Source organism: Actinomycetospora sp. NBRC 106375 (genome assembly GCF_030269665.1).
Lineage (GTDB): Bacteria > Actinomycetota > Actinomycetes > Mycobacteriales > Pseudonocardiaceae > Actinomycetospora.
Genome location: NZ_BSTS01000011.1, coordinates 234,652 through 253,167 on the forward strand (window position 1 = coordinate 234,652; position 18,516 = coordinate 253,167).

General features: G+C 75.6%; 22 protein-coding genes. 6 read left to right on the top strand and 16 right to left on the bottom strand.

The genetic code is table 11. From position 1 onward, the window contains the following. Nucleotides 1-42: 42 nt before the first annotated feature. The 4 genes from QSK03_RS19955 (at nucleotide 43) to QSK03_RS19970 (ending at nucleotide 2,497) form a co-directional block, all read left to right on the top strand. Nucleotides 43-1,014: a helix-turn-helix transcriptional regulator gene (locus tag QSK03_RS19955; RefSeq protein WP_285655644.1), complete on the top strand. Its 972-nt coding sequence runs from the start codon at nucleotides 43-45 to the stop codon at nucleotides 1,012-1,014. Nucleotides 1,015-1,262: 248 nt separating this feature from the next. Continuing rightward, nucleotides 1,263-1,463, top strand: a complete 201-nt coding sequence (locus tag QSK03_RS19960) for a hypothetical protein (protein WP_285655647.1) — start codon at nucleotides 1,263-1,265, stop codon at nucleotides 1,461-1,463. Between the two features lie 60 nt (nucleotides 1,464-1,523). Next, complete coding sequence (locus QSK03_RS19965; protein WP_285655650.1) at nucleotides 1,524-1,964, top strand: VOC family protein; 441 nt, start codon at nucleotides 1,524-1,526, stop codon at nucleotides 1,962-1,964. Further along, the gene (locus QSK03_RS19970; RefSeq protein WP_285655651.1) at nucleotides 1,961-2,497 is read left to right on the top strand and encodes an NADPH-dependent FMN reductase; all 537 of its coding nucleotides are present in this window, start codon (nucleotides 1,961-1,963) and stop codon (nucleotides 2,495-2,497) included. The genes QSK03_RS19965 and QSK03_RS19970 overlap by 4 nt, the downstream gene beginning before the upstream one ends. Here the strand turns inward: QSK03_RS19970 and QSK03_RS19975 are convergent. The 3 genes from QSK03_RS19975 to QSK03_RS19985 form a co-directional block, all read right to left on the bottom strand. After that, complete coding sequence (locus QSK03_RS19975; protein WP_285655653.1) at nucleotides 2,478-3,125, bottom strand: PaaI family thioesterase; 648 nt, start codon at nucleotides 3,123-3,125, stop codon at nucleotides 2,478-2,480. The genes QSK03_RS19970 and QSK03_RS19975 overlap by 20 nt on opposite strands. Before the next feature lie 103 nt (nucleotides 3,126-3,228). After that, nucleotides 3,229-3,438: a Rossmann-fold NAD(P)-binding domain-containing protein gene (locus tag QSK03_RS19980; protein WP_285655655.1), complete on the bottom strand. Its 210-nt coding sequence runs from the start codon at nucleotides 3,436-3,438 to the stop codon at nucleotides 3,229-3,231. Between the two features lie 165 nt (nucleotides 3,439-3,603). After that, nucleotides 3,604-4,500, bottom strand: a complete 897-nt coding sequence (locus QSK03_RS19985) for an SDR family oxidoreductase (RefSeq protein ID WP_285655657.1) — start codon at nucleotides 4,498-4,500, stop codon at nucleotides 3,604-3,606. A gap of 97 nt (nucleotides 4,501-4,597) precedes the next feature. Between QSK03_RS19985 and QSK03_RS19990 the strand changes: the two genes are divergently transcribed. Next, nucleotides 4,598-5,173 carry a TetR family transcriptional regulator gene (locus QSK03_RS19990; RefSeq protein WP_285655659.1) on the top strand — a complete coding sequence of 192 codons (576 nt, stop codon included), beginning with the start codon at nucleotides 4,598-4,600 and terminating at the stop codon, nucleotides 5,171-5,173. A gap of 4 nt (nucleotides 5,174-5,177) precedes the next feature. Here the strand turns inward: QSK03_RS19990 and QSK03_RS19995 are convergent, their stop codons facing one another. From QSK03_RS19995 to QSK03_RS20035, 9 genes are all read right to left on the bottom strand, one after another. Continuing rightward, the gene (locus QSK03_RS19995) at nucleotides 5,178-5,408 is read right to left on the bottom strand and encodes a hypothetical protein (RefSeq protein WP_285655661.1); all 231 of its coding nucleotides are present in this window, start codon (nucleotides 5,406-5,408) and stop codon (nucleotides 5,178-5,180) included. A gap of 71 nt (nucleotides 5,409-5,479) precedes the next feature. After that, nucleotides 5,480-6,304 carry an alpha/beta fold hydrolase gene (locus QSK03_RS20000; RefSeq protein ID WP_285655663.1) on the bottom strand — a complete coding sequence of 275 codons (825 nt, stop codon included), beginning with the start codon at nucleotides 6,302-6,304 and terminating at the stop codon, nucleotides 5,480-5,482. Next, complete coding sequence (locus QSK03_RS20005) at nucleotides 6,301-7,737, bottom strand: AMP-binding protein (protein ID WP_285655665.1); 1,437 nt, start codon at nucleotides 7,735-7,737, stop codon at nucleotides 6,301-6,303. The genes QSK03_RS20000 and QSK03_RS20005 overlap by 4 nt, the downstream gene beginning before the upstream one ends. Next, on the bottom strand, nucleotides 7,727-8,197 hold the full coding sequence (locus QSK03_RS20010; protein ID WP_285655668.1) for a (2Fe-2S)-binding protein: 471 nt from the start codon (nucleotides 8,195-8,197) through the stop codon (nucleotides 7,727-7,729). The genes QSK03_RS20005 and QSK03_RS20010 overlap by 11 nt, the downstream gene beginning before the upstream one ends. Further along, nucleotides 8,194-9,033, bottom strand: a complete 840-nt coding sequence (locus QSK03_RS20015) for an FAD binding domain-containing protein (RefSeq protein ID WP_285655671.1) — start codon at nucleotides 9,031-9,033, stop codon at nucleotides 8,194-8,196. The genes QSK03_RS20010 and QSK03_RS20015 overlap by 4 nt, the downstream gene beginning before the upstream one ends. Then, the gene (locus tag QSK03_RS20020; protein ID WP_285655673.1) at nucleotides 9,030-11,366 is read right to left on the bottom strand and encodes a xanthine dehydrogenase family protein molybdopterin-binding subunit; all 2,337 of its coding nucleotides are present in this window, start codon (nucleotides 11,364-11,366) and stop codon (nucleotides 9,030-9,032) included. Before QSK03_RS20020 ends, QSK03_RS20015 begins: the two co-directional genes overlap by 4 nt. Further along, a complete protein-coding gene (locus QSK03_RS20025) occupies nucleotides 11,363-12,127 on the bottom strand; it encodes an SDR family NAD(P)-dependent oxidoreductase (RefSeq protein ID WP_285655676.1) in 765 nt (254 codons plus the stop codon). The genes QSK03_RS20020 and QSK03_RS20025 overlap by 4 nt, the downstream gene beginning before the upstream one ends. Before the next feature lie 13 nt (nucleotides 12,128-12,140). Continuing rightward, on the bottom strand, nucleotides 12,141-12,932 hold the full coding sequence (locus tag QSK03_RS20030) for an MBL fold metallo-hydrolase (protein WP_285655679.1): 792 nt from the start codon (nucleotides 12,930-12,932) through the stop codon (nucleotides 12,141-12,143). Then, the gene (locus QSK03_RS20035) at nucleotides 12,929-14,437 is read right to left on the bottom strand and encodes a class I adenylate-forming enzyme family protein (RefSeq protein ID WP_285655682.1); all 1,509 of its coding nucleotides are present in this window, start codon (nucleotides 14,435-14,437) and stop codon (nucleotides 12,929-12,931) included. The genes QSK03_RS20030 and QSK03_RS20035 overlap by 4 nt, the downstream gene beginning before the upstream one ends. A gap of 100 nt (nucleotides 14,438-14,537) precedes the next feature. Here QSK03_RS20035 and QSK03_RS20040 point away from each other — a divergent pair, with 100 nt between their 5' ends. After that, complete coding sequence (locus tag QSK03_RS20040; protein WP_285655684.1) at nucleotides 14,538-15,155, top strand: TetR/AcrR family transcriptional regulator; 618 nt, start codon at nucleotides 14,538-14,540, stop codon at nucleotides 15,153-15,155. On the opposite strand, the gene QSK03_RS20045 is transcribed toward QSK03_RS20040, so the two are convergent. From QSK03_RS20045 to QSK03_RS20060, 4 genes are read right to left on the bottom strand one after another with little or no spacing between them, the layout of a single operon-like run. Then, nucleotides 15,052-15,906, bottom strand: coding sequence for a class I SAM-dependent methyltransferase (locus QSK03_RS20045; RefSeq protein ID WP_285655686.1), 855 nt, complete (start codon nucleotides 15,904-15,906; stop codon nucleotides 15,052-15,054). The two genes, QSK03_RS20040 and QSK03_RS20045, sit on opposite strands and share 104 nt — an antisense overlap. Continuing rightward, nucleotides 15,903-16,886 carry an alpha/beta fold hydrolase gene (locus tag QSK03_RS20050; RefSeq protein ID WP_285655689.1) on the bottom strand — a complete coding sequence of 328 codons (984 nt, stop codon included), beginning with the start codon at nucleotides 16,884-16,886 and terminating at the stop codon, nucleotides 15,903-15,905. The genes QSK03_RS20045 and QSK03_RS20050 overlap by 4 nt, the downstream gene beginning before the upstream one ends. Nucleotides 16,887-16,899: 13 nt before the next feature. Next, complete coding sequence (locus QSK03_RS20055) at nucleotides 16,900-18,045, bottom strand: RNA polymerase sigma factor (RefSeq protein ID WP_285655692.1); 1,146 nt, start codon at nucleotides 18,043-18,045, stop codon at nucleotides 16,900-16,902. Between the two features lie 4 nt (nucleotides 18,046-18,049). Then, nucleotides 18,050-18,460: a YciI family protein gene (locus QSK03_RS20060; RefSeq protein ID WP_285655695.1), complete on the bottom strand. Its 411-nt coding sequence runs from the start codon at nucleotides 18,458-18,460 to the stop codon at nucleotides 18,050-18,052. Nucleotides 18,461-18,516 lie beyond the last annotated feature (56 nt).

Genomic DNA, 18,516 nt, shown 5'->3' on the forward strand with positions numbered 1-18,516 from the left:
ACAGGAGCCCTGCGGGTCGGTGGGGGGTGTGGTGTGACGGCGGTGTCGGAGCCGCGGAGCTACGAGTTCTCGACCGAGGACCCGGATCTCGCCTACGAGATGATCTGCTCCCGCTACACGGACAGCACCATCCGGGTCTCCGGGCACCGCGAGCAGTTCCGGTTGCGCGTGCGGGGCACCGACACCGACCTGTTCACCCTCGAGCGGATGCGGCAGACGGTCGCGTTCCACACCAGCACGTCCCCGAGCGGTGCGCTGTTCGTGGCCCGGGCGAACGAGGGCCGCTGCGAGGTGGCGACCCCGGAGCGCGCGGTGCGCTTCGGCGCCGGGGAGACGGTGCTGATCGACCCGGAGCGGCCCCTCGAGGTGCTCCTCGACGACGTCGACTACGACGTCGTGCGGCTCGACCTCGCCGCGACCGCGCAGCTGGCGGCCGACGCGTCCGGGCTGGATGCCGCAGACGTCCGGTTCCGGCTGTCCCGACCGGTCTCGGACGGGCGCGCGCGGCACTGGCGGGCGGTGACCGAGCACGTGCGGCGCGAGGTGCTCGGCAACGACGAGATCGCCGCCAGCCCGCTCGCGCGCGCCGAGGCGTTCCGCCTCCTGGCCACGGCCCTGATCCACACCTTCCCGAACACGGCGCTGGAGGCCCTCGAGGACCCGGCCCACCCCGGCCCCGGTGTCGGGGAGCCCGCGGTGGTGCGCCGGGCGATCGAGTACATCGAGGGCCACGCCGGGGAGCCGATCGACGTCGCCGACATCGCGGCCGCCGCCGGCATCGGTCCGCGCGGGCTGCAGCACGCCTTCCGGCGGCACCGCGACACGACCCCGCGCGACCAGCTCCGCACGACCCGCCTCGACCGCGCCCACCGCGATCTCCAGGACGGCGACCCCGGGCACGGCGACACCGTCTCGGGCATCGCCCACCGCTGGGGCTTCACGCACCTCGGGCGCTTCACCGCGGCCTACCGCGACCGGTTCGGGGTCGCGCCGAGCGAGACCCTGCGTCGCTGAGCGCGTCGCTCCTGGTCGCTACGCGAGATCACGAGTACGGTTCGCGACAGGCGGTCCCGCGCGGCGGCTCGTTCGCTCGGGGGAGCGGACGGAGTGGCGGCGCGCGCCGCGGGCTCTCCGATGGTGGGTCCAACCGCGCGGCCCACTCCGTCGCCCGGAGCCACCGCTCCCGACCGCGCCTCCCCCCGGTGCGGTCGCCTGGTGGCTCCGGGTCCGTCTCCTCCCTCGGGCGGCGAGGTGGTGTGGGCGTGGACGCCGAGTCGTGCGACGGGTACGTCGTCGTGGTGGTGCGCCGGGAGAGCGGCGAGGCCGAGTGCTACGGCCCGTTCGACGAGGTCGCCGAGGCTGCCGACTTCGTCATGCGTGCGCGCGAGGAGTCCGCGGCACCGGAGTTCGACGACGTCGACGTCGACGTGCTGCGCTGGCACCGCATGGACCTCGGGGACTGACGCTGCTCCGACCGGCCCATGTGAGTGATTTTCCCGGCCATAGCCGGGAAAATCACTCACATGCTGCTGAGCGGGGTGGACCACATCGCCGTGCTGACCCACGACCCGGCGCGGATGGGCGCGTTCTACGAGGCCGTCTTCGACGCGGAGATCGGGCCGACGCGACCGCACGGCCAGCAGGGCGAGGAGACGATGACGGTGATGCGGATCGGCCCGCACACCGAGCTCAACGTCTTCACCGTCCCGAGCAGCGACGGCGCGGACCGCCAGACGCCGATGTGGCACCGGGGCCGGCTCGACCACTTCGGCCTGCACGCCGGGTCGTACGCCGCGTTCGCGACGATCCGCGAGCGGCTGATCGACCAGGGCGCCTCGGACGGCACCGTCAACGACTTCGGCGGGGCCTTCAGCATGTTCTTCCGCGACCCCGACGGGCTCGAGGGCGAGGTGCTGGTGCCCAAGGCCGCCGACGGGTCGCACCCGGTGCGGGGTGGCGGGTGACCGCGGTCCTCCTCCTCTCGGGGAGCACGCGGGCCGGCTCGACCAGCACCGCCGCGCTGCGCACGCTCGCCGCCCTGGAGCCCGACCGCACGCGCCTGTACGCCGAGCTGGTCGCGCTCCCGGCGTTCGACCCTGATCTCGACGCGGACCCGCTGCCGCCGCCCGTGGCGCGGCTGCGCGCGGCGCTCGGCGAGGCCGCCGGGGTGCTCGTCTGCACGCCGGAGTACGCGGGCGCCCTGCCCGGCGCGTTCAAGAACCTGCTCGACTGGACCGTCGGCGGCCACGAGATGCCCGGGCTCCCGGTCGGCTGGGTCAACGTGTCGTCGATCGCCGCCCCGACGGGCGGGCGCGGCGCGCACGACGAGCTGCGCACGGTGCTCGGCTATGTGCAGGCGCGCGTGGTCGACGACGCCTGCCGCCGCCACCCGCTGTCCCGCGGCGACGTCGGTGCCGACGGCCTGGTCGCGGACCCGGCGACGCACCGGGTGCTCCGCGAGGTGCTGGCGGCAGTGCTCAGCGCTGGCCGGGCCTGAGCTCGACGAACAGCGCCGAGGCCTCGGCGCAGAGCCGGTCGCCCTCGGAGAGGGTGCCCCGCAGGTAGCGCTTCCGGCCCTCCGCGCGCTCGAACCACGCCGCGACCCGCAGGTCGGTGTCGATCGGTGCGACCGAGCGGTAGTCGACGTGGAGGTACGCGGTCCGGGAGCGGGGACGCCCGCCGGAGATGTCGAGCCGGCCGAGCACGTCGTCGAACAGGTACGGGATCGCCCCGCCGTGGACGACGCCGTTGCTGCCCAGGAAATGCGCGCCGAAGCGGACGTGCCCGGTCACGCGGTCGTCGCCGATCTCGTCGATGTGCAGCGGCGGGGCGCCGAGCGCGCCCCGCCCGGGGGCGGCGAGCAGGCGCCCCGAGAGCCGCGCGGTCTCCTCCACCGCGCAGTCGGCCAGCGCGGCGTTGATCTCGGCGATCGCCTTGGTGGTGCGCGTGACGAGCTCGCCGTCCGGGGCCGCGGCCGCGACGCGGTCGAGGAGCTCCCGGAGCTCGTCGATCATGTCCGTGTAGCCCTCGGGGACCGGCTGTCCCGACCAGGTCTCCCGGTCGGGGGCGTGCGGGTCGGTGCGGGCCAGCGGGGCGGAGAGCCCGTTCTCCTGCTCGTCGCCCACGTCTGCTCCTGACTCCCGGCGCCTGGTCCACCTCACCGTGGTCCACTCCCGCCCGCGACGCACCCCCGGGGTCCCGCGACGTGCACAGCCTCACGTCCGCGGGCTACCACCCCAGCTCGCCGTCGTCCTCGGCGAAGACGCCGGTCGGCCCGTCGGGACCGATCGTGGCCATGCGGACCACGGTCGCCGCGCTGACCTCGACCGGGCGGCCGAGCGGGTTGGCCGCGCCCCCGAGCTCGGTCGCGGTGTAGCCGGGCTCGACGGCGTTGATCTTCACCCCGGGCTCGGCCCGCGCGTACTGCACCGTGAGCATCGAGACGGCCGCCTTGCTCGCGCCGTAGACGGCGACACGCTGGTCGTCGCCACCGACGACGTGCGGATCATGGTCTACACCGCCGAGCCGGGCACCGAGGACGCCGAGCGCCTCGCGCTGGCGGTCGTCCTCGGTACCCAGACCCTGGTCGAGCGCTGACGACGGTCAGGCGTCCCGGTACGCGCCGGCCTTGATGTCGGAGAGCAGGCCCGGGCCCGTCGGGGTCCAGTCGAACGTCTCCCGGGTCCAGTCGCTCGACGCCGCCAGGTCGAGGGAGAAGAAGCGCCCGATGAAGCCGAAGTGGTCGACCGCGTCCTCGGGCGCCACGGACGTCACCGGGACGCCGAGGGCGTCGCCGATGGCCTGGGCGATCTCGCGGGTCGGGATCGCCTCCTCGGCCACGGCGTGCAGGCGCGCCCCGGCCGGCGCCTGCTCGAGCCCGAGCCGCACGAGGCGTGCGGCGTCGGAGCGGTGCACCGCCGACCAGCGCGCGGCGCCGTCGGCGACGTACGCGGAGACACCGTGGCGCTTGGCGGCCGCCGTGATCAGGGCGATGAAGCCGTGGTCGCCGTCGCCGTGGGTGGTCGGCGCGAACCGGGCGGCCACGGCCCGCACGCCCCGGTCGACGTAGGCGAACGCGAGGTTCTCGGTGCCGCCGCGCGGGGCGTCGGGTCCGATCCCGCGCGACGGGTCGGCCTCGGTGGACGGGCGGCCGACGGCGAGCCCGGCGACGCCGGACGCCAGCACCAGCGGCCGGCCGGTCCCGACGAGCGCCTCGGCGAGGGTCTCGACGGCCGCCCGCTCGGCGCGGTCGGACTCCTTCGGGTTCGCCCAGTCGTGCTTGTTCGCGAGGTGGACGACGCCCTCGGCGTCGCGCGCGCCGCGGCGCAGGGCGTCGAGGTCGTCGAGGTCGCCGCGCAGGACCGCGGCGCCCTTCGCCTCGAGGGACGACGCCGAGCCCTCGGAGCGGGCGAGGCCGACGACCTCGTGACCCGCGGCGAGCAGCTCGTCGACGGTGGCGGAGCCGATCCATCCGCTGGCTCCGGTGACGAAAACACGCATCGTGCGTGGCCTCCTCTGCCCTCCCGGGCGTCATGTCAGCTGCTGACATCACTGTAGACCCTCATGTCAGTGGCTGTCATCGCCTAGGATGGACGGCATGGTGCGGTGGCAGCCCGGAGCGCGCGAGCGGCTGCAGGCCGCCGCGCTCGAGCGCTTCGCCGCGCAGGGCTTCGAGGGCACGACGGTCGCCGAGATCGCCGCGACCGCCGGCCTCACCGAGCGCACGTTCTTCCGCTACTTCGCCGACAAGCGCGAGGTGCTCTTCGCCGGCCAGGACGAGTTCGAGCGGCTGTTCGTCGACGGCATCGCGCGGGCCCCGGACGCCGACCCGATGGGCCTCGTCGCCGCGGCGCTCGAGGGCGCGACCACGTTCTTCGCCGAGGAGCGCCGGCCCTGGTCGCGGGCGCGCCAGGTCGTCATCGACGCCGACCCGGGCCTGCAGGAGCGCGAGCTGCTCAAGCTCTCCGGCCTCGCCGCGGCCATGACACGGGGCCTGCGGCACCGGGGCGTCGACCCGATCCCGGCGGCGCTCGCCGCGGAGAGCGGGGTCGCGGTGTTCCGGGTGGCGTTCGGGACGTGGATCGCGGAGGGCGAGGAGCGCTCCCTGATCGACATCCAGCGTGCGGTGCTCGCCGAGCTGCGCACGGTGGTGGACGGTCAGCCCGTGGGGTGACCGATCAGTCCTGCGCGTCCCGCAGCGCCAGCACCACCCGCATGACGTGCTCGACCGCCGTCTCGAACACCGCGCCCCGCAGCTCGCCGCGGTCGGCCAGGTTCTGGGCCGCGAAGCCGAGCATCCGCTCCGGGCCGAGGCGTCGCACCAGCAGCGCCGCGATCTCCTCGAGGTCGAGGCCGGGGTGGTCCAGGCGCGTCAGGGCGAACTCGACGATCAGCTCCTCGTCGGTCACGGCGGCCTCCCTCCCCCCGGGGTGCCCATCATGCGCCGTCGCCGGCGGGGGAGGTCCGTTCGAGGCCGACGTCACCCGCATGCCACGGCGAAGTCCTCGACCAGACCGTTGAACACCGCCGGGAGCTCGAGGTTGGTGAGGTGCCCGGTGCGGGGGAGGACGGCGAGACCGGCGTCCGGCAGCGTGGCGGCGAGCATGAGGTTGGCGTCGAGCGCGTCGCGGTCGCTGTCGCCGACGACGAGCAGGGCGGGCACGCGCAGGCCCGCGAGCTCGTCGCGCAGGTCGTAGAGCGAGGGGCGCGCGGCCTGGACCCCGCGCATCGTCAGGGCGGCGCCGGTGGGGTCGTGCTCGGCGAGGATCCGCAGGTGCTCGGCGTGGCCCTCCGGGTCCCTCCTGCGCAGCGGCTGCCGGGCCGGGCGGTTCCCGTAGTCGGCGGCGACCGCGGGGCTGCCGTCGCGCTCGTAGGCGTCGGCGAGGGCGAGCGCGTCGGCGCGGAAGGCGGCGGTGTGGTCGGGGTGGGCGCCGTACCCGCAGCCGGCGACGACGATCCCCTGGCACCGCTCGGGGTGGCGCAGGCCGAGGTGCAGCGTCGCGAAGCCGCCCATCGAGTTGCCGACGACGAGGGCCCGTGCGATGCCGAGGGCGTCGAGGACGGCGACGGCGTCGGCGACCGCGTGGTCCTGCGAGTAGGCCGCCGGGTCGGTCGGCACCGCCGAGGGCGGGTAGCCGCGGGCGTCGTAGGTGACGCAGCGCCGGTGCGCCGCGAAGTGCGCGACCTGCGGCGCCCAGGAGCGGTGGTCGCCGCCGAACTCGTGGACGAAGAGGATCGGCGTCCCGTCCTCCGGCCCGTGGACCTGCACCGCGAGCTCGACGCCGTCCGGACCGGTGACGATCACGGGGCCTCCCCGAGGACGGTTCGCTGGATCTTGCCCATGGCGTTGCGGGGCAGCGCGTCGAGGAAGCGCACGGACTTCGGCACCTTGTACGGCACGAGGCGCTCGCGCGCGGCGGCCAGCAGCGCGTCGGGGTCGGGCGCGGGGGACCCGGCCACCACGAACGCGGTGACCTCCTCGCCCCAGCGCGCGCTGGGCACCCCGGCCACCGCGACCTCGGCCACGCCCGGCTGCCCGGCGAGCACGGCCTCCACCTCCCCGGGCACGACGTTGTGGCCGCCCGTGATGATCAGCTCCTTGAGCCGCCCGACGATCGTCAGGCGGCCCTCGGCGTCGAGGCGGCCGAGGTCGCCGGTGCGGAACCACCCGTCGAAGCGGAAGGCCTCGGGGGCGACGCCGCCCCAGTAGGTGTCGATGACCTGCGGGCCACGCAGCTCGATCTCGTCCTGGTCGCCGAGGCGCAGCTCGACGCCCGGCAGCGGGAAGCCGACGGTGCCCGCCACCCGCGGGCCGTCGTAGGGGTTGGAGACGTCCAGGCCGCTCTCGGTGAGGCCGTAGCGCTCGAGAGGGACCTGGCCGAGGTGCTCGGCGACCCGGTCCGCGACCGGCGGGGGGAGCGGCGCCGACCCCGACACCGCGAGCCGCAGCCGGGCCATGCCGGCGAGCACGGGCGGGCGCTCCAGCAGCCGGTGCCACATCGCGGGGACACCGAAGAAGACCGTGGTGTCGGGGTGGACCGGCGCGGCCGGGTCGAAGCGCGACCCGAGCCGGGCGGTGGTGCCGGCGATCAGCGTCATGTGCAGGCCGCCGAGCCCGTGCTGGTGGAACAGGGGCAGGGCGTGGCTCAGGACGTCGCCGTCGTGCCACCGCCAGGCGAGCATCGCGGCGCGGGCCGAGGCCAGGAGGTTCGCGTGGGTGATCGGCACGCCCTTGGGCGCGCCGGTGGTGCCCGAGGTGAAGGCGAGCACCGCGACGTCGCCGTTGCCGGGACGCTCGACGGTGCCCACGGGCCGGCGCGGGCGCGCGGCGGCCAGGGCGGACAGCCTCGCGTCGTCCAGGACGAAACGGGCACCCGCGGCGTCGACCACGGACCGCACCGCCGCGGCCGGCTGCACGGGGTCGACCGGGACGACGGCGGCGCCGAGGCGCTGGACCGCGAGGTAGGCGACGACGAACCGCACCGAGGCCGGGGCGGCGAGCACGACCGTGTCCGCCGGTCCGACACCACGCTCGGCGAGCAGACCCGCGGCCGCGGCGACGGCAGCGTCGAGCCGCCCGTGGGTCAGGGCCTCGCCGTCGACCTCGACCGCGACCCGGTCGGGGCGCGCGGCGGCCGACGCCGCGGCGACCGCGGGCAGCGTGCCGGCGGCGAGCTCGGCGCGCAGGGTGTCGGGGACGGGCCCGCCGAGGTGGCGGGCCCACGCGTCACGGGTCACCGCGACCCGCCGCCGCCTCCTCGACCGCGTCCACGATCCCCACGTACCCCGTGCACCGGCAGATGTTCCCGGCCATCTCCGCGCGGATGCGCGCGCGGTCGGGCGCGGGCTCGGTGTCCAGCAGGTGGGCGGCCGTCATGAGCATCCCGGGCGTGCAGGCGCCGCACTGCAGCCCGTGGCACCGGGAGAACGCCTCCTGCAGCGGGTGCAGGGTGCCGTCCTCGGCCGCGAGGCCCTCGACCGTCTCCACCGCCGCGCCGTCGGCCTGCACGGCGAACATCAGGCACGCGCGGGCGGGGAGCCCGTCGACGATCACGGTGCACGCGCCGCACACCCCGTGCTCGCAGCCCAGGTGGGTGCCGGTGAGACCGAGGTCCTCCCGCAGGGCGTCGGCGAGGGTGCGGCGCGGCTCGACCTCGACGCGGTGCCGCTCGCCGTTGACGGTCAGGACGATCTTCACGCGGCCTCCGGGGTGCGGTGCCCCGCGAGCTGCGTCAGCGCCCGCGCGGTCATCTGCTCGGTGAGCGCGCGCCGGTACCCGGCGCTGCCGTGCAGGTCGGACGGGGGGTCGACGTCGTCGGCGGCGGCCGCCGCGAGGATCGCGACGCGGTCGGCCGAGAGCCCGCCGTCACAGGTGGCGAGGTCGCCGGGATCGACGAGGTGGGGCACCCCGGCGACGCCGCCGACCACCACCCGCAGCCGGTCGCCGAAGCGGGCGGCCGCGACCGACACGATCGCGAAGTCGCCGTGCCGGCGCGCGAACTCGGCGAAGCCCCACGCGTCGGGCACGGGGAGCTCGACGCCCGTGATCATCTCGGTCTCGGCGAGCGAGCTCTGCAGCGCGCCCACGAAGAGCTCGTCGGCGCCGAGTCGTCGCGTCCCGCCGGGCCCGGCGACGTGCACGGCGCCGTCGCACGCCCGCAGCACCGCGGGGAGCTCGGCCGACGGGTCGGCGTGGGCGAGGCTCCCGGCCAGCGTGCCCCGGCTGCGGATGGCCGTGTGCCCGATCCAGCGCGCGGCCTCGGCGGCCAGCGGGTGGTGATCCTGCCCGGCGAGGTGGAGGTGCCGCACGAGCGCCCCGGCGTGCAGCACGCCGTCGCGCACGACGAGGCCGTCCAGCCCGGGGACGCGGTTGACGTCGACGAGCACGGCGGGGCGCGCCAGGCGCAGCGCGAGCAGCGGCACCAGGCTCTGCCCGCCGGCGAGGATCTTCCCCTCGCCGTCGGCGGCGCCCAGGGCGGCCACGGCGTCGGCGACGTCGGTGGCGCGGTGGTAGGAGAACGGCGGGCACTTCACGGCGACACCAGCTCCCAGACCCGCGCGGGCGTCACGGGCAGGTCGTCGACCTCGACCCCGAGCGCGTCGAGCAGCGCCCCGGCGACCACCGCGTTCGGTGCCAGCGTGCCGCCCTCGCCCACGCCGCGGACATGGGTGGGGTTGGCACCCTCGGTGCACACGTGCCCGATGCGCAGCTCGGGGATCTCGCCGGCGGTCGGCATGAGGTAGTCGAGCAGGGTGCCGGTCGACAGGTTCCCGTCCTCGTCGTAGACGAGGTGCTCGTACATCGCGCCGCCGATGCCCTGCGCGATCGACCCGGCCACCTGTCCCGCCACGATCACGGGGTGGACGATCCGCCCGGCGTCCTCGACGCACACCCAGTCGAGGATGCCGATCTCGCCGGTCGCGGGGTCGAACTCCAGCGCGGCGATCTGGACGCCGGCGGCGAACGCCCCGCGGATCGGGTCGTAGAACTTCGTCGACTCCAGCCCGGGCTCGAAGCCCTCGGGCAGGCGGTCGGAGCGCAGGTAGGCGACCTCGGCGACCTCGGCCAGCGCGATGACCGGCTTCTCCTGCCCGCGGACGTGCACCTGCCCGGCGCGCAGGTCCAGGTCGGAGACGTCGACCTCGCACAGCGCCCCGGCCAGCGCCAGGGCCTTCGCCCGCACGTCCGCGCCGGCCAGGTGTGCGGCGCCGCCGCCGATGACGGCCTGCCGCGACGAGAACGCCCCGAAGCCCCACAGGGACGAGTCGGTGTCGCCGATCCGGACGTCGACCGCGTCGTAGTCCACGCCCAACGCGTCGGCGACGACCTGGGCCATCGTCGTCTCGAGACCCTGTCCCTGCGACGTGACGCCGGAGAAGACGGTGACCGCGCCGTCGGGGTTGATGCGCACCGTGCAGGCGTCGTGGCCGGTGCGGAACGGCATCCGCGGCCCGGCCGACGCGGCGCGCCCGAGACCGGTCAGCTCGTTGTAGATCCCGACGCCGATCCCGAGCGGGCGCCCGCCGACCTTGCGGCGCCGGCCCTGCTCGGCTCGCCAGCCGGCGAGGTCGAACATCGCCACGGCCCGGTCGAGGCAGGCCTCGTAGGCCCCGGAGTCGTCGACGAGCCGGGACGGCATCCGGTACGGGACGTCGGCGGGCAGGATGAGGTTGCGGCGGCGCAGCGCGATCGGGTCCATGTCCAGCGCGCGGGCCCCGGAGTCGAGCAGCGCCTCCATCGCGAACACCGTCGCCGGGCGCGCGACTCCGCGGTACGGGCCCGAGGGGCTCGTGTTGGTGGTGACGCCGCGGACGGTGCACGCGTAGTGCGCGAGCTTGTAGGGGCCGGTCAGCAGGCCGCCGGCCATGAGGGGCTCGATCCCCGCGGTCCACGGGTAGACGGAGTAGGCGCCGACGTTGCACCACACGTCGGCCCGCACGGCGAGCAGCTCGCCGTCCGCGGCGAACCCCGCGCGCAGCACGTAGCGGTGGTCGCGGGCGTGGGTGGCGGCGAGGAGGTGCTCGACGCGGTCCTCGACCCACTTGAGCGGGATGCCGGGCGTGGCCATCGCCATCAGGCACAGCGCGACGTCCTCGGGGTAGAGCACGGCCTTGACGCCGAAGCCGCCCCCGACGTCCGGGGCGATCACGCGGATGTTGCCCTCGGGCAGGTCGAGCAGCTCGGCGAGCTGGGTGCGCACGAGGTGGGGCACCTGGGTGCCCGACCAGAACGTCAGCCGCCGGTCGGCGGCCTCGTAGCGGGCGACACCGGCGCGGCACTCGATGGGGTTGCCGCCGTGCCGGTTGGTGGTCAGGTCCCGGTCGACGACGACGTGCGCGCCGGCGAGGGCGTCGTCGACGTCGCCGGCGGTGAACGTCCGCGAGAGCAGCAGGTTGTCGGGTGCCTCGTCGTGCACGGGGTCCGTGATCCCGGCGTCCCACGCGCACACCGTCGGCGTCAGGGGCTCGTAGTCCACGACCACGGCCTCGGCGCCGTCCTCGGCGAGGTAGCGGTCGTCGGCGACCACCGCGGCGACCGCCTCCCCGGCGAAGCGCACCTTGTCGCGGGCGAGCGGGGGCTGGTCGGTCTCGACGTAGCCGGGCAGCGCCGAGAGCGCGCGCAGCGCGACCGACGCGAGCGCCGGGTGCTCCCCGGTGAACACCGCCGTGACGCCGTCGACCGCGAGCGCCCCGTCGGTGTCGATCCCCGTGATGCGGCCGTGCGCCAGGGGGCTGCGCACGAACGCGACGTGGCGCATCCGGGGCAGGGCGAGGTCGGACACGTAGCGACCGCGCCCGGTGAGCAGGCGCGCATCCTCCTTGCGGCGCACCGGGGTGCCGCTGGCCGGTCGGTGGTCACCGGTCATGGCATCGCGAACCCGCCGTTGACGGACACCACCTGGCCCGTGGTCCACGACGAGCACGGCGAGGCCAGCAGCAGGATCGTCGGCGTCACGTCCTCGGGGCGCCCGAGGCGGCGCAGCGGGTAGAGCGCGGTGATCTTCTTGAGGCGCTCGTCGTCGGTGCCGCCCGCGTGGTCGGAGAACCGGTCGGTCTGCACGAGCCCGATCGAGACGGCGTTGGCGCGGATGCCGTGGCGGGCGAGCTCCTTCGCCAGCGACTTCGTCAGGCCGAGCGTCGAGGAGCGCGCCGTCGCGGTGACCGTGAGCCCCGACTCGCCGACCCGCCCGGAGTCGCCCATCAGCGAGACGATCGCGCCGCCGCCGTGCTCGGACATCCGCCGCGCGACGGCGTGGGAGATCCGGACGGTGCCCGTCACCGTCACGTCGATCTCGGCGGCGAACTCGGACGCCGAGCGCTCGAGGAAGCGGCCCCGGCTCGTCACGGCCGCGTTGTTCACCAGCACCCCGATCGGCCCGAGCCCGGACTCGACGGTCTCGATCGCGCGGGCGACCGCGTCGTCGTCGCGGGTGTCGACGGCCACCGCGAGCGCCTTGACCCCCGACGCCCGCGCGGCCTCGGCGGCCTCCTCGGCGCCGGCGGACGAGGTGTTGTAGCCGAACGCCACCTGGGCGCCCTCGGCGGCGAACGCCTCGCCGATGGCGCGGCCGAGGCCCTGTCCGGCCCCCGTGACGAGCACGGTGGTGCCGGCGAGCTGCAGATCCATGGGGCTCCTGTCCTCAGATCGCGACGAACCGTCGCCGGTCGCCGAAGGTGACGACGCGGCCGAAGGCGAGGCCGGGGAAGTGGGCGGCCGCGACGGCGTCCTCGGTGTCGACGACCTCGTCGGCGAGCCGGTTCCGGACGGCCTGCGCGGCGTCCGGGTCGACGTCGAACGTGGCCTGCCAGTCGGGCTCGGCGAGCTCGACCACCGAGTGCGCGACGTCGCCGATCAGCAGGGCACGCCGCCCGCGGCTGGACACGACGTAGGTGGTCGAGCCCGGTGTGTGCCCCGGGGTCGGGCGAGCGTCCAGGCCGGGCGCGACGGTGTGCGCGGCGTCGAAGGTCTCCAGGCGGTCGCGCAGCGGCGCGAGCTTGCGCACCGCACCCGGGTCGGCGTCGGGGGCGTCGACGAAGTGCGCCCAGTCGGCCGCGTGGACGCGGTAGGTGGCGTGCGGGAACACCACCTCGCCCCTGCTGGTGGCCCAGCCGACGTGGTCGAAGTGGAGGTGGGTGAACACGACGTCGGTCACCTGGTCCGGGGTGACGCCGAGGCCGGCCAGGGCGTCGATCATCCCGCCGCCCCGGTAGCGGTCGTTGTGGATCCGGCCGACGCCGGCGTCGACGAGCACCAGCCGGTCGCCCGTGCGCAGCAGGAACCCGCCGAGGGTCAGCGCGAGGTCGCCGTGGGCGTCGAGCTGCTCGGGGTGGCAGGCCCAGCGGTCGCCGCCCGGCGCGGACAGGACCTCGCGGGCATTCTCCCGTCCGGTGCCGTCGACGACCGGGACGACGTGCAGGTCGCCGACCCTCATGCGGGCGCCCGGTCGTCGGTGAGCAGGCGCGCGAGCTCGAAGCGCCGGATCTTGCCCGACCCCGTGCGCGGGATGGCGTCGACCGGGAGGAACGCGACCGGGACCTTGAACCAGGCCAGACGTTCCCGGCAGTACGCCGCGACCGCGTCCGGGTCCGGCGCGCCCACGACGAACGCCACCGGTTCCTCACCGAGATCGGGGTGCGCCCGGCCGACGACCGCGGCGTCGGCGACCCCCGGCGCGGCGAGCAGGACGCTCTCGATCTCGGCCGGGTAGATGTTCTCGCCGCCCCGGATGATCATTTCCTTGGTGCGGCCGCTGATCGTCAGGTAGCCGTTCTCGTCGGCCCGGGCCAGGTCGCCGGTGCGGTACCAGCCGTCGACGAGCACGCTCGCGGTCTGCTCCGGCCTGCCCCAGTAGCCGCGCATGACGTTCGGGCCGCGCACCCACAGCTCGCCCTCGCCGCCGGGCGGGGCGTCGGTGCCGGTGGCCGGGTCGACGAGCCGCACCGCGAGCCCCGGCAGCGGCAGCCCGCACGAGCCGGCGGGCCGCGCCCCGTGCGGCCAGTTCATCGTGACCATCGTCGAGGTCTCGGTGATGCCGTAGCCGTCGAGCAGCGGCACCGCGAACGCCTGCTCGAAGGCCCGGTCCACGGTCGCGGGCAGGATCGCGCCGGCCGAGATCGCGAGCCGCAGCCGGTGGCGCGGGGCGCGGTCGCCGGCGGCCTGCACCAGGTACGAGAAGCCGGTCGGGACGCCGGGCAGGACGGTGTGGCGCTGGTCGCCGGCCAGGAGCTCGAGGATCCGGCCGGGGGAGAAGCGCGGCAGGATGCGCTCGCTCGCGCCGGTCGCCACGACCCCGAGCACGCAGAGGTCCAGGGCGTAGGAGTGGAACAGCGGCAGCGCCGAGAGCACGACGTCGTCGGGGCCGAGGCCGACGATCGGCGCCCAGCACGCCGCGACCACCCAGAGGCAGCTGCGCAGCGTCAGCTCCACGCCCTTGGGGCGCCCTGTCGTGCCGGAGGTGTAGAGCATGAACGCGGTCGCGTCGAGGTCGGCCGGGTCGGGCGCGACGACGTCGGGCTCGGTCGCGATCAGGTCGGCGTACGACCCGCCGGTGCCCACCACGACCGTCGCGACGTCCGGGCCGACCAGCCCGGCGTGCGCGGTGTCGGTGACCACGAGGCGGGCGCCGCTGTCGGCGAGCATGTAGTCGATCTCCGCCGGCGCGGCGTCCGGGTTGAGGCACACCGCCACCCCGCCGGCGCGCGGGATCGCGAGGTAGGTCTCGACGGTCTCGACGGCGTTGCCCAGGACCATCGCGACGCGGTCGCCCGGGCCCACGCCGCGGGCGGCGAGGTGCCCGGCGAGCCTGCGGGTGGTGGTCGCGAGCTCGGCCCACGTGACGCTGCGGGCGTCGTCGGCGAACGCGACCGCACCGGGCCGCCCGGCGGCGTGGCCGTCGAGCAGCTCGTGGACGGGCCGGATCACCTCGGTACGCAGCATCGCGCCTCCCGACTGACGAACGCTCGTTAGCAAGGTAGCGAGGGTCACGGCAGGGACACAAGGCTCACTAACGCTCGTTCGTTCGTGGCACGATGCCGCCGTGCGCACGGAGCCGTCCGACCTCGCGACCCGCCGGGTGTCACGGGCGGCCCTGACCCCCGACGTCGTGCTCGACGCGGCGCTGACCCTCTTCGCCCGGCGCGGCTACCACGGCACGGCGCTGAGCGAGATCGCCGAGGCGCTGGCGGTGCGCACGCCCAGCCTCTACAACCACATGGGCTCGAAGCACGACCTCCTGCGCACGATCGTCGACCGCACGACCGCGGCCGTCCTCGACGACTTCCACGCGGTGCTCGATCCGGACGACCCGCCCGCGACGCAACTGCGCCGCGCGGCCCGGGTCTACGCGTACCGCCACGCCACCCATCGGCGCGAGGCGCTCGTGGTCAACCGCGACACCGGCAGCCTCGAGGAACCGGCGTTCGGGGAGATGCAGGCCCGCCGACGCGAGCACGAGCACGCGCTGCGGGCCGTGATCACCCGTGGCGTGGAGACCGGGGACTTCGCCGTCGAGTCGCCGGCGCTCGCCTCGTTCGCCATCCGGGAGATGTGCGTCAGCGTCGCGCGGTGGTTCTCCCCGGACGGCGCCCTGACCGCCGAGCAGGTGGCCGACCAGTACAGCGGGTTCGCGCTCCGCCTGGCCGGCTCATCCCCCTGAGGCGGCGACGATCTCGCCGTGCGGGATCGAGAACCACCCGTCGGGATCGCGCGACCAGTCCGTCCACGCCGCCGCGATGTCGCGCAGCTCGTCCGCGGTCGGAGTCGACGATGCGCTCGGCCCACTGCCCACCCCACCAGCGGCGCTCGGCGTCGGTGGCGAAGCACCAGATCGAGGCGCCGGGGGTGACCGCCCGCGCCCCGGCGGCGCGGGCCCAGCCGAGCAGCCGCCGCCCGGCGTCGGGTTCGGTGCCGTGCGCCCGCGCCACCCGGTGGTAGATCTCCAGCCAGCGGCCGAGCCGGGGGTCGTGCGGGTGGTGCACGATCCCGCCGTAGTCGCAGTCCCGCGCGGCCACGACGCCGCGGGAGACCGCGAGCATCGCGCGCAGCGCGGCCACCGGGTCGGTGAGGTGCAGCAGGACCTGGTGGGCGTGCACGACGTCGAACCGCTCGCCGCCGGTGACGGCCGGGAGGTCGTGCACGTCGCCGACCACGAACTCGACGCCCTCCACGCCGGCCGCGGCCGCCCGCGCGGTCGCGATCACCGAGGGCTCGGCGTCCACGCCCAGCACGCGCCCGGGCGCGACCCGGCGGGCGATGTCGAGCGTGATCGTGCCCGTGCCGCACCCGACGTCGAGCACCGTCGTGCCCGGCGTGAACCGGTCGGCGACGTACGCGGCGGAGTTCGCCACCGTCCGCCACTGCTGCGACGCCAGCACGCTCGGCGCGTGCCCCTGGCTGTAGGCGGTCATCGACGTTCCTCTCCCCGCCGGTCGAGCGCGTCGAGCAGCGGCGTCACGGCGGCGGCGAAGCGCTCGGGCTCGCCGAGCAGGGCGAGGTGGCGGGCGCCGGGGATCTCGGCGACGAGGTCGGTGCGCAGGCGCGCCGCGGTGGCCAGGGCCTGCGGGCGGGAGAAGCTGCCGTCCTCGCTGCTGGAGACGATCGCCGTCGGCACGGCGATCGCGGTCTCCTGGGCGTCGGTGAGCCCGATGAGCGGGCTGCGGATCACGTCGACGAACGCGTCGACCGCCCCGGGGCCGAGAAAGGGGGCGCGCCAGCGGTCGATGGCCGCGTCGTCGGTGGGGCAGCCCGGCCCGCACTGCGCGGCGACGATCGAGCGGATCGGCGCGCGGTGCCGCACGACGGCCGTGACGACGGCGGGGGCGATCGGGTCGACGAGCAGCCACCGCGGCCCGCGTCCCGCGCTCGTGCGGTCGGTGCCGAAGTAGGGCGTGCCGTCGCCGTTGGCCGCCACGACCCCGGTGAGGGTCTCCGGCGCGCGGAGGGCGAGGGACAGCGCGATCGCCACGCCGGAGGAGTGCCCCATGACCACGGGGTGGTCCAGGCGGAGTGCCGCGACGACCCCGGCGAGCTGGTCGGTGTCGGCCGCGAGGTCGTAGGGCGGCACGCGGTCGGTGAACCCGAAGCCGCGCACGTCGTAGGCGTAGACGTCGCGGTCGGCGGCGAGCAGCGGGGCGACCCGCGACCAGACGTAGGTCGACTCGGCGAACCCCGGGATCAGCACCAGCGGCGGGCGCCCCGAGGGCCGCGCGGCCGGCCAGTGCTCGACGTGCGTGCGCACCCCGGCGGCGTCGACGTCGAACCCCGGCGGCGCGACGTCGAGCCGTTCGGGATCGAGCCGGTCCCAGCCGAGGTAGGCGCCGGACACGGCGAACACCAGCACCACGAGGACGAGGACCGCCATACCGAGCCGCCGGAGCCATCGCCACACGATCGGCAACGATTCACGACCCCAGCAGCTGCCGCACGCGGGCGGCCTCGCGGGTGAGGTGATCGCGCTCGGGCACGCTGGTCGCGGCCCGCGACGCCCGCGCGTACCCTGCGGCGGCCTCGGCGAGGTCCCCGGCGCGTTCGTGCAGGTAGGCGGCGACCGCGTCGTAGCGGGGGAGGGCGGGGTCCAGGTCGGCCAGCGCCGACAGCCCGGCCTGCGCCCCGTCGGCCGCACCGAGCGCCACGGCGCGGTTGAGCCGCACCACCGGGCTGTCGGCGACGGCGAGCAGCTCGTCGTACCACTCGACGATCTGCACCCAGTCGGTCTCGGCGGCACTCGGGGCGTCGGCGTGGAGCGCGGCGATCGCGGCCTGCGCCTGGTACTCGCCCAGGCGGTCCCGGCCCAGCGCGGTCTGCAGGATCGTCACGCCCTCGGCGATCAGGGCGGTGTCCCAGCGGGAGCGGTCCTGCCGGTCCAGCGGCACGAGGCGCCCGCCCGGGCCGGTGCGCGACGCGCGCCGGGCGTGGTGCAGCAGCATCAGCGCCAGCAGGCCCGCGACCTCGGGCTCGTCGGTGAGGGCCGCGAGCTGGCGGGCGAGCCGGATCGCCTCGGCCGCGAGGTCGAGCTCGCCGCCGTAGCCCTCGTTGAACACGAGGTAGAGCACCCGCAGCACGGTGCCGAGGTCGCCGGGGCGGTCGAGCGACTCGTCGGCGATCCGCCGTTTCGCCCGGCTGATCCGCTGGGCCATCGTCGCCTCGGGGACGAGGTGGGCCTCCGCGATCTGGCGGGTGGTCAGGCCGCCGACCGCCCGCAGCGTGAGCGCCACGGCCGCGGCCGGCGGCAGCGCGGAGTGGGCGCAGAGGAAGTAGAGACGGAGCGTGTCGTCGGTCGCCGGACCCGGCTCCGCCGGGGGTTCGGCCTCGACCGCGTCCTCCCGGTCCCGGCGGGACGACGCGGACCGGGCGGCGTCGACGAACTTGCGCCACGCGGCCGCGACGAGCCAGCCCTTCGGGTCGCGGGGCGGGTCGTCCGGCCAGGTGTCGAGGGCGCGGATGAGCGCCTCCTGCACGGCGTCCTCGGCCGACGCGAAGTCCGCGCCGCGCCGGACGAGGACGCCGATCACCGCGGGCACCAGGTCCCGCAGCAGGGACGGGTCCATCACCTCAGTCCTGCGTTCCGGGCGCGCCGGTGAGGAACGGCCGGACCTCGAGCCACTCCTGGATCGGCTCGCCGCCGGGCCCGGGCGCCGCGGAGAGCTCGCCGGCCAGCTCGAGGGCCCGCTCCCACGAGTCCACATCGATGATCATCCAGCCGGCGATCAGGTCCTTGGTCTCCGCGAACGGGCCGTCGGTGACCGGCGGGCGCCCCGCGCCGTCGTGGCGCACGAACGCGCCCTCGGCCGCCAGGGCCTGGCTGTCGACGTACTCCCCGTTCTCGCGCAGGCGGTCGGCGAAGTCGTTCATGTACTGGAAGTGGGCGTCGACCTCCTCGGGCGTCCACTGGTCCATCGGCGTGAAGTCCATCCCCGGGTGACCCGGTCCGCCGCGGTAGTGCTTGAGCATCAGGTACTTCATGGCTGTTCTCCTCCGTGCTCGGTCTCGTGCCCCGGGGACGGAGCCGCCGAGGGGTT

Coding starts and splice junctions, on each gene's coding strand:
- QSK03_RS19965 (WP_285655650.1), top strand. CDS start 1,524: ATGCTGCTGAGCGGGGTGGACCACATCGCCGTGCTGACCCACGACCCG.
- QSK03_RS19980 (WP_285655655.1), bottom strand. CDS start 3,438: ATGCTCACGGTGCAGTACGCGCGGGCCGAGCCCGGGGTGAAGATCAAC.
- QSK03_RS19985 (WP_285655657.1), bottom strand. CDS start 4,500: ATGCGTGTTTTCGTCACCGGAGCCAGCGGATGGATCGGCTCCGCCACC.
- QSK03_RS19990 (WP_285655659.1), top strand. CDS start 4,598: ATGGTGCGGTGGCAGCCCGGAGCGCGCGAGCGGCTGCAGGCCGCCGCG.
- QSK03_RS20020 (WP_285655673.1), bottom strand. CDS start 11,366: ATGACCGGTGACCACCGACCGGCCAGCGGCACCCCGGTGCGCCGCAAG.
- QSK03_RS20025 (WP_285655676.1), bottom strand. CDS start 12,127: ATGGATCTGCAGCTCGCCGGCACCACCGTGCTCGTCACGGGGGCCGGA.
- QSK03_RS20030 (WP_285655679.1), bottom strand. CDS start 12,932: ATGAGGGTCGGCGACCTGCACGTCGTCCCGGTCGTCGACGGCACCGGA.
- QSK03_RS20035 (WP_285655682.1), bottom strand. CDS start 14,437: ATGCTGCGTACCGAGGTGATCCGGCCCGTCCACGAGCTGCTCGACGGC.
- QSK03_RS20045 (WP_285655686.1), bottom strand. CDS start 15,906: ATGACCGCCTACAGCCAGGGGCACGCGCCGAGCGTGCTGGCGTCGCAG.
- QSK03_RS20055 (WP_285655692.1), bottom strand. CDS start 18,045: ATGGACCCGTCCCTGCTGCGGGACCTGGTGCCCGCGGTGATCGGCGTC.
- QSK03_RS20060 (WP_285655695.1), bottom strand. CDS start 18,460: ATGAAGTACCTGATGCTCAAGCACTACCGCGGCGGACCGGGTCACCCG.